The sequence below is a fragment of the Phaeobacter sp. JH204B genome, from assembly GCF_048055755.1.
Lineage (GTDB): Bacteria > Pseudomonadota > Alphaproteobacteria > Rhodobacterales > Rhodobacteraceae > Phaeobacter > Phaeobacter bryozoorum.
Map to the genome: position 1 here is coordinate 83,131 of NZ_JAYMXF010000003.1, position 7,296 is coordinate 90,426.

Annotated in this window: 5 protein-coding genes; all 5 read right to left on the bottom strand. The window is 65.7% G+C overall.

Features of this window, described 5'->3' with window-relative positions; translation table 11 throughout:
• Positions 1-38: 38 nt before the first annotated feature.
• From VXL81_RS01635 to VXL81_RS01655, 5 genes are read right to left on the bottom strand one after another with little or no spacing between them, the layout of a single operon-like run.
• Entirely contained in the window at positions 39-890 is an 852-nt protein-coding gene (locus tag VXL81_RS01635; RefSeq protein WP_416539704.1) for a sugar phosphate isomerase/epimerase family protein, read from the bottom strand.
• Complete coding sequence (locus tag VXL81_RS01640; protein ID WP_416552691.1) at positions 887-2,188, bottom strand: DUF6005 family protein; 1,302 nt, start codon at positions 2,186-2,188, stop codon at positions 887-889. The genes VXL81_RS01635 and VXL81_RS01640 overlap by 4 nt, the downstream gene beginning before the upstream one ends.
• Positions 2,185-3,489: an AMP-binding protein gene (locus tag VXL81_RS01645; protein ID WP_416552693.1), complete on the bottom strand. Its 1,305-nt coding sequence runs from the start codon at positions 3,487-3,489 to the stop codon at positions 2,185-2,187. Before VXL81_RS01645 ends, VXL81_RS01640 begins: the two co-directional genes overlap by 4 nt.
• A 3-nt stretch (positions 3,490-3,492) precedes the next feature.
• Complete coding sequence (locus tag VXL81_RS01650) at positions 3,493-5,238, bottom strand: IucA/IucC family protein (protein ID WP_416552695.1); 1,746 nt, start codon at positions 5,236-5,238, stop codon at positions 3,493-3,495.
• Entirely contained in the window at positions 5,225-7,048 is a 1,824-nt protein-coding gene (locus VXL81_RS01655; protein WP_416552697.1) for an IucA/IucC family protein, read from the bottom strand. Before VXL81_RS01655 ends, VXL81_RS01650 begins: the two co-directional genes overlap by 14 nt.
• Between the last annotated feature and the right edge of the window lie 248 nt (positions 7,049-7,296).

A 7,296-nucleotide genomic window follows, 5' to 3' on the forward strand; every position in this document is an offset into this window, starting at 1 on the left:
CGCGAGGTCTGATCCGTGCCGTTCTCTGCCGCGCTGGCTCAGCCGACCGAGCGCGTTTTTTGTCGGGTCGGGGTCAGATCATCGGCGGCAAGCGCCCGGATCTCGGCGATGTCACCCGCAAGCGTCTGAAACACGGCGTCCCCGAACCATTCCAGCGAGGCCTCGCAATCGCCGTCCCGCTGCATTTCGCGCAGCAGGGCGCGGTAGTCATAGGCGCCCTGCATCAGCGGCACCATGCCCGCGCGACAGCCGGCGGCGCTGTAGACATTCGCCGGGGCAAAGACCGGCAGGCGGGTGCGGTCGGAGATGTTCTTCAGGTGATAATGCGCAATTCTGGACAGCAGGGTCCGGCGCGCCGTCACCGGATCATCCCCGCCTTCCCAGACGTGGAGCGCGTCGAAATTGATGGCCAGCGCATCGTGGTCGGTGGCGTCGATCAGCGCCACGGTTGAGGCGAGCGTATCGGCCAGCGTGCCGGGATGGGTTTCCACCAGCAGGCGCAGCCCGTGATCGGCGGCGATATCGCAGGCGTGGCGCAGGGCGCGGGTGGTCTGGTCGCGGTCCGCCGCCGGGACCGTGGCGCTGGCCTGCATCCCGGCAAAGGTGCGGATCTTGTCCGCGCCCCAGCCCTGCGCCAGTGCACAGAGGGCGCGGGTTCGACGGGTCAGCTCCTGATGGTCCTGTAGGGGCAGGTAGTCGCTGATCATCGGGATCGACAGCCCCTGCGCGGCCATCCACTGGGCGTTGTGGATCGCCAGCGGTGACTGATTGCGGGCATGAACACCCCAAAGCTCAATCCCCTGAAACCCGGTATCCCGCGCCCAGAAGGCAATGTCCTTCAGATCAATCAGCTGATGGCGAAAGGAAATCGTGCAGAGCGAGATCTTCATGCCGGCTCCCCCGTCCTCGCCGTGGCAGATGCGGGCGCCGCTGGTATCTGTGACTGGCACCAGATCTGGAATTCGGTGTGAAGTGCCTCCTTGATGGCAAACTCCAACCGGTCCAATGCGTCCAGCGCGGCGATCAGATCCGGCACCAGTGTGCGGTCTCTGGTATGGGCGATTTTCGCGGCAAGGAAATGCAGGCTGCGGAACCCTTCGCAGAGCGCCTCGACCTGATCGCAATTGGCGTCGAACGCGGCAAAGCTGGTGTCCAGCGCGCGCCAGAAGAAGGCAAAGGCGTGTTCATAGGCGTATTTGCGCAGGGATAGCACCGGAAGTTCGCGCAGGGCGATCTCCAGCTCCGGCAGTGCCAGAGGCCTGTCGGGACGGCAGTGATGCGCGATAATGCCGCGCAGGGCGTCCGTCAGCGGGTTGGCGTCCGGGCGGAAGGTCGCGTCGAAATAGGCCACAAGGTCCTGAGGCTCGGGCGCGCGGACGCGTGTGCTGTCGAGGATATAGCCGCCCGCCACGCTGGGCTGTGCCATGGCATTGAGGATGGCGGCGCGCGGCAGATCTCCGCGCCAGCGATAATCCGGGTCGTTCATATGCCAGACCTCGGGGTCGGCGGTCGGCTCGACAATGACGAAATGCGGAAACGGGTCCTGATTGTATTTGGTGTCCCGCTCCGGCAGGTGGAACATGTCGAGCATGACAACCAGCTGGCGGTCGGTGGCCGGGTTGTGGAGCAGTTTTTCAAAGCGGGTCAGGTTGTCGGATTTCGACAGGGCGGGATCGTGCCACTGGCTGACGTGGATGCCATACAGTCGTTCGACCCAGCGGATATATTGATCCTGCGTCATCTCGGCGCTGTGATAGGCCAGATGCTGATGGGCGGTGATGGCAAAATCGCTGTCCCAGGTGCCAAAATAGAAGGGTCGGAAATCCAGCCCCTCATGCCGCCGGATCGCCGCACAGAGACAGCTGACAAAGCAATGCACGGTGATCTCGCTCGGGTCCTGATTGGCGGGCGCGGTCTCGGGTTCTGCGCTGGGAGAGGTCGGCGGGTCGGGCAGAAGCACATGGATCAGATCGGCGACGGTGACGAAATCCTCCTTGCGGAAGTCACGCTCGGGGATGGCCACGCCGTGGTCGGTTTCCAGATGCACCAGCAGGTTGATCAGCACCACGGAGTCGATATGCAGATCATCGTTCAGCACCGCCTCGGGGCGGAACTGCGCCATATGCGGATTGGCCAGCGGTCCGGCGAGGGTCTGCTGCATTGCGTGCAGCACGCTGTCGAAGGTCATGCGGGCACCTGCTGATCGGCTGTGTGATCGGTGCCGGATGCGTATCTGTTGGCGATGTCGCGGCGGCTGATCTTGCCATTGGCCTGACGCGGCAGGGCGGGGAGGCGGCGCAGGAAGGTCGGTCTCTGGTAGTCGGCCAGCAGATCGGCGCAGTGCGCGCGCAGCTGATCCTCGCTGAGATCCGGGCCGACAAACAGCAGCCCCACCCGCGAACCGGCCTGCGGGTCGGGCAGGCGAAAGGCGACGGCATCCTGCACATCGGGCAGGCTCATCACCGCGCGTTCGACGTCCTGCGGATAGACGTTCAGCCCGGCCACATTGATCATATCGTCCGCACGGGCGGTAAACACCAGCCCGCCATCGGCGGTGAGATAGCCCAGATCGCCGGTTTCGACCCAGGTGGTCGCGGCGGCATCCGTGGTGGCCGGTTCCCCTGTCGTCAGCTGCACGCGGACCGGGCCGGGCGTGCCGGGCGCGCCTGCCTGCAGGTCGAGATGCGGCAGTGGTCGGCCGACATCGCAGGGCGCCCGCAGGTCCTGATTGATGGCGATACAGCCCACTTCGGAACAGCCATATTGCTGGAACAGATGCCGGGTGCGGGCGCGAATGGTGTGGAACCATGGATCGGGCAGCACGGTCCCGGAGGTGACGGCGGCGTTCAGTGTCTCGTCCGGGGGCAGGAGCCTCGCCAGCGTGTGCAGCATCGCAGGCGAGGTATAAAGCACCGGGTCAGGCAGCTCGCGCAGGCGGCGCAGAATGTATTTCGGGTTCACCGCATCAATGATCACCGGCACATGGCCACGATGCAGCGCCACCAGAACCCCCGGTATCAACCCGTAGGAATGGGTCACCGGGCAGGCGATCACCGGCGTCATCCCGGCCGCGCGGTCAAAGAAGGCGGCATAGGTGCGGATCTCGGTTGCGATGCTGTCCCAGCTGCGGGTGATCACTTTGGCCGCGCCGGTGGTGCCGGAGCTCATCTGCACCAGAACGCCTGCGCCGGGGCGCGCGCTGGCGGTCTGACCGGGCTGCCGGGGCAGCGGTTGCGGGACAAGATCATCCTCCAGAAACCAGTCGCATCCGGCCTTGGTCGCCATCTGTTTCGCGGCTTCCGCCGGGATATCGGCGTGGATTGGGAAAACGCCGGCCTTGTGGTCCTTTAGGTAGAGCAGGGTTGCAAGGCCGAGGCCGGTGTCGCGCATCCGCAGGGCGTAGCGGTGGTGCAGATCATTGCCAAGCGCCTGTTGCAGTCTTGGGTGCAGCGCGGTTGGATCAGAAAGGGTGTCGTTCAACACAAACATGGGTCAGCTGTCCTTTGCAGTGGCCAGAGGGTTGTCGATGAGATGGCGGTAGCTGCCGCGTCGGTCGGGGTCGATTTTGCGGGTGATCAGGCTTTCGGCGTGGATCTGGCGCGCAAAGGGAGCGAAGGCCGCCATGCGCTGTTGCTGCCCGTGATCGGCGGCGTAGCGGTCCAGCCGGTCGCGCAGGCGATGCCAGAACCGGGTCTCCGGCAGGTCGAAATGGCGTTGCAGGAGGTCCGACAGATCCGCGAGGTTGAAGACAAAGAGCGTGTCCATCACCAATTCGCGCAGCCCGTCAGCACAGGAGAGCGCGTGGAACTGATCCGGCTCTGCGCTGGCAAAGGCCGGGTCAATCGCCGCCAGATCGGGGCATAGCGCGGGCTGGGACAGCAGGGTGTCGACATATTCGACACCATCGTGGAAATCGCGGGCAATGAGGCCGGTCGGCCAGCCGTTGTCATGCTGAAGGATGAGGTTCTGCCCATGGGCTTCCAGCCCGATGCCATGGGCCACCATCAGGTGCCAGACCGGCAGTACCGCCGTTTCAATCAGCTGCGCCAGCCAGCGGTCGCGCCCGTGGGCGGCAATCCAGGGGGCGATCAGCGGCTTGCCGTCCTCTTCTGTCAGGGCCAGCGCGTTGAACGGCATCATCTGATTGTCCGCCATACCGAGCGAGGCCGGGCTTTGCCGCCAGATCGCGGCCAGATGCCCCTCCAGCGCGGTGCCGCGCCCGGCGATGATGCCGGCATATTCCGGCAGCAGGGTCAGCGGATAGCGATCCTGCAACAGCGGGTCACTGGCGATCACCGCGGCAAGCCAGTCCGATATCAGCGGCGCGATGGTGACGGTTTCGGGGATCAATGTGCGCAGGGACGAGGTGTTGCGCATGGTCATTGCGGTTTTGACATGGGCGCGCTGCGGCTGGTCGGCGTTCGTCAGCGTGCGCACCGATTGGGTCGCCCTGTAGCGGTCGCCGATCTCGCCGAGGGGGATCAGCTGGCCTGCAGCGTGCCAGGCCTGCACCAGCGGATCCTGTGCCAGCTGGTTCCATTGCCAGGGGTGGACCGGCAGCAGGGCAAAGCCCTCGGCGCTGCGCATGGCGGCGAGGCTGCGGATGCGCTCCCATTCCGCCGGTCCCAGCTCGCGGGGCCAGAAATCCGCATCGGGCAGGCGCTGTTGGACCAGCGCGGGGTGCAACAGCAGCCCGATCAGGCGAAAACTCTGCCCTGCCTCAGGCCCGTAGCGGAGATGATCGCGGTCGCTAAAACCGCTGCGCGCCTTGTAACAGGGGTGGTAGGGGTGGCCTTCGTGGATGGCGCGCTCCATATCGGCGATGCCCAGCTGGTGCCGCCGGGGCGGGCGGGGGATCTGCCGGTGGTTGAGATCATCCAGATGGGCGGTGCGGTCAAGGTCGACGCGCAGCGCGGCCAGTGCCGCCGCCGGGGCCGTGAGCGCCGAGAGCACGTCCTCCAGCGCGGCGGGCTGCCAGCCGTGCTCCTGTGCCATCTCGATGCTGCCGGCATCCAGCCGATAACGGCCAAAGGCGCCACAGCGCCCGCTGGCGCGGAACGACCGGTTGCCGAGCTGCCAGCGCAATCCGCGATCGTGCCAGGTGATGTCTTGGGCGCAGCCTTCGCTCAGCAGCGCTTCGCATAGCTGGCGCAGCACCCGCAGCGCGCCGCGGGTCTGCCGGGTTTGCGGGTGGGGCTGTGCTTTGCCCAATGGGCATGCGAGGTCATAGACAGGCATCTTGCATCACCTCTCTGGTCTGGCGTTGCGGGGCGGCAATCGGATTGGGGATATCGACAAACAGCCCTTCCTGAGTGTCGGTCTGCAATTCATCCAGATCGTGCAGGCGGGTCAGCAGATTGGCCTTGGTCGCCAGCCGTGGCGCATAGAGCAGCTGCTCCACCAGCGCGCGCGCGGGTCCGGTAAAGCGCGGCCGCAGGCGGTGCAACTCATCGCGCAGCTGTTGCAGCAGCGCGTCTTCGCTAAGCAGCCCGTCGCAGCCCATGCGCCAGATCACCGCAAAGATCTGGTTGACCACAAGGTAGTAGGTCAGGCGGGCGTTGATATGGGTGCGGCTGAACACCAGCGCAGGCACATCGGCGAGGCTGGGCTCGATCTGGCGCAGTGGGGCAAAGGCATCATCGGTGATGAAATAGCCCTGATTGTCGCGGTAGAAGCCCTGCCGGGGCAGCCCCTCGGACAGATCCAGCAAGGCGTTCTGCTGATGCGCCTCAAGGGCGATGCCGTGCCGGTCATAGAGCGTCAGAACCGGGGTGAGCATACAGTCGAGATAGGCGCCGAACCAGCGCGTCGCCGCCTGTCTTCGGGTGCTGCGCTGGCGCGCGGCGAGATCGGCGATCTGCGTGGCCAGCAGCGAGGCACACCCCGGTCGCGGATCGGCCGTAAGCGCGGCGAGGGGGAAGATGCCGGCGCCCGCCTCACCTGCAAAGGGGTTCTTGCGGAAAATCACCTCGAAACCGCTTTCGCGGCGCTCCGGCAGGGTCAGGGTCAGATAGGCCGGATCGTCGATGATCTGAAACTTTGGCAGGCTGGTTGCGATGTTCAGACGCCGCAGCAGCCGCGCCATCGCAACCCCCTGCTGCAATTCACTGGCAAGGGTCACGCGCAGCGAATTGGTCAGCCGCACCGGCACCGAGAATTTGAGCATCCAGGGGCACTCGGCGGCAAAGACCGTCCGCAGGGACGACGTCGGGGTGAAAGCCGGACCGGCAGACCCCAGATCGCGCAGCTGACCGCTGGCCAGCAGGGCCTGAACGGCGGGATCGAGCAGCAGCGCCTGCGCCTGAAGCGGATGGGCCGGGATCAGCTGCTCGCCCGGGTGCAGGCAGAGGCCATCGGTCAGGCCCCCAATATCGCGCAGGATCTGCGGCAGCGGCGCGGCGGCGCTGTCCTGGCGGGTGATCTCGGTCCGGGCGGCAAATAGGTGTAGCTGGAACTCTCCTGCATATTCAGGTGCATAGGCCCGCTGCTGCCAATCGGTCAGGCCGTCGCGGCTTTTGGGTGTGGGATGCAGCCAGTGACCAAAGACCAGCGATTGTTCCGCCTGCCGGAACTGGTGCGGGCTGGGGCTCGGCGCGGTGCGCCGCAGCGCGGCTTCGATCTCGGCGTTGCTGTTGAAAATGGCGCGCAGGAACTCTGCCAGTCTGGCCGGATCCGTTGCGCCGGAGCGGTGAAAACACTCCTGCGCGATCAGGCTGATGGTCTGGACCGGTGGCGCCGGCTGCCAATAGGTTTCGCCGCAAAACCGCAGCTGCGCGGCGCCGAATTTCAGCGGGCCGGTCCGGGAGGTATAGCGCAGGCCAAGCCGCAGCACGGCGGGGATATGCGCCAGCGCAATGTCGATCCGGGGCGCGCGATCCGGGGCCGATGACCTGTGGTCGCCGGGCAGCTCGGGGCATTCGCGCAGAAAGCCGTTGAGCAGCGCCTGAAGGCTGGCCGCCAGCGCCGCCTCCGCGGCGGCATCCGGGTGGGGATCGGTCGGTGGGACCGACAGCGGGTCGGGGAACAGGCCTGTCTGATAAACCATCATCGGACCGGCCCCGCCGCCCGCATGGGGCGGTATGGAATTGGGTGCATCTCTTACAGCGCTTCCGCAGCGATGCCAGACAGCGCCACCGAAGAGGGATCCCGGCGGGGTAAGCGGTCTGGCGATGTTACAGGAGAACTGGCGGAATGCTGGCGGCTAAGCGGTGAGGAGACCCCAGCCGCCTTGGCATGATTTCATGCGTTGGTCTTAGGCAATACGGACATGTTTCAAAAGGGTTTTGATCGCCGTAG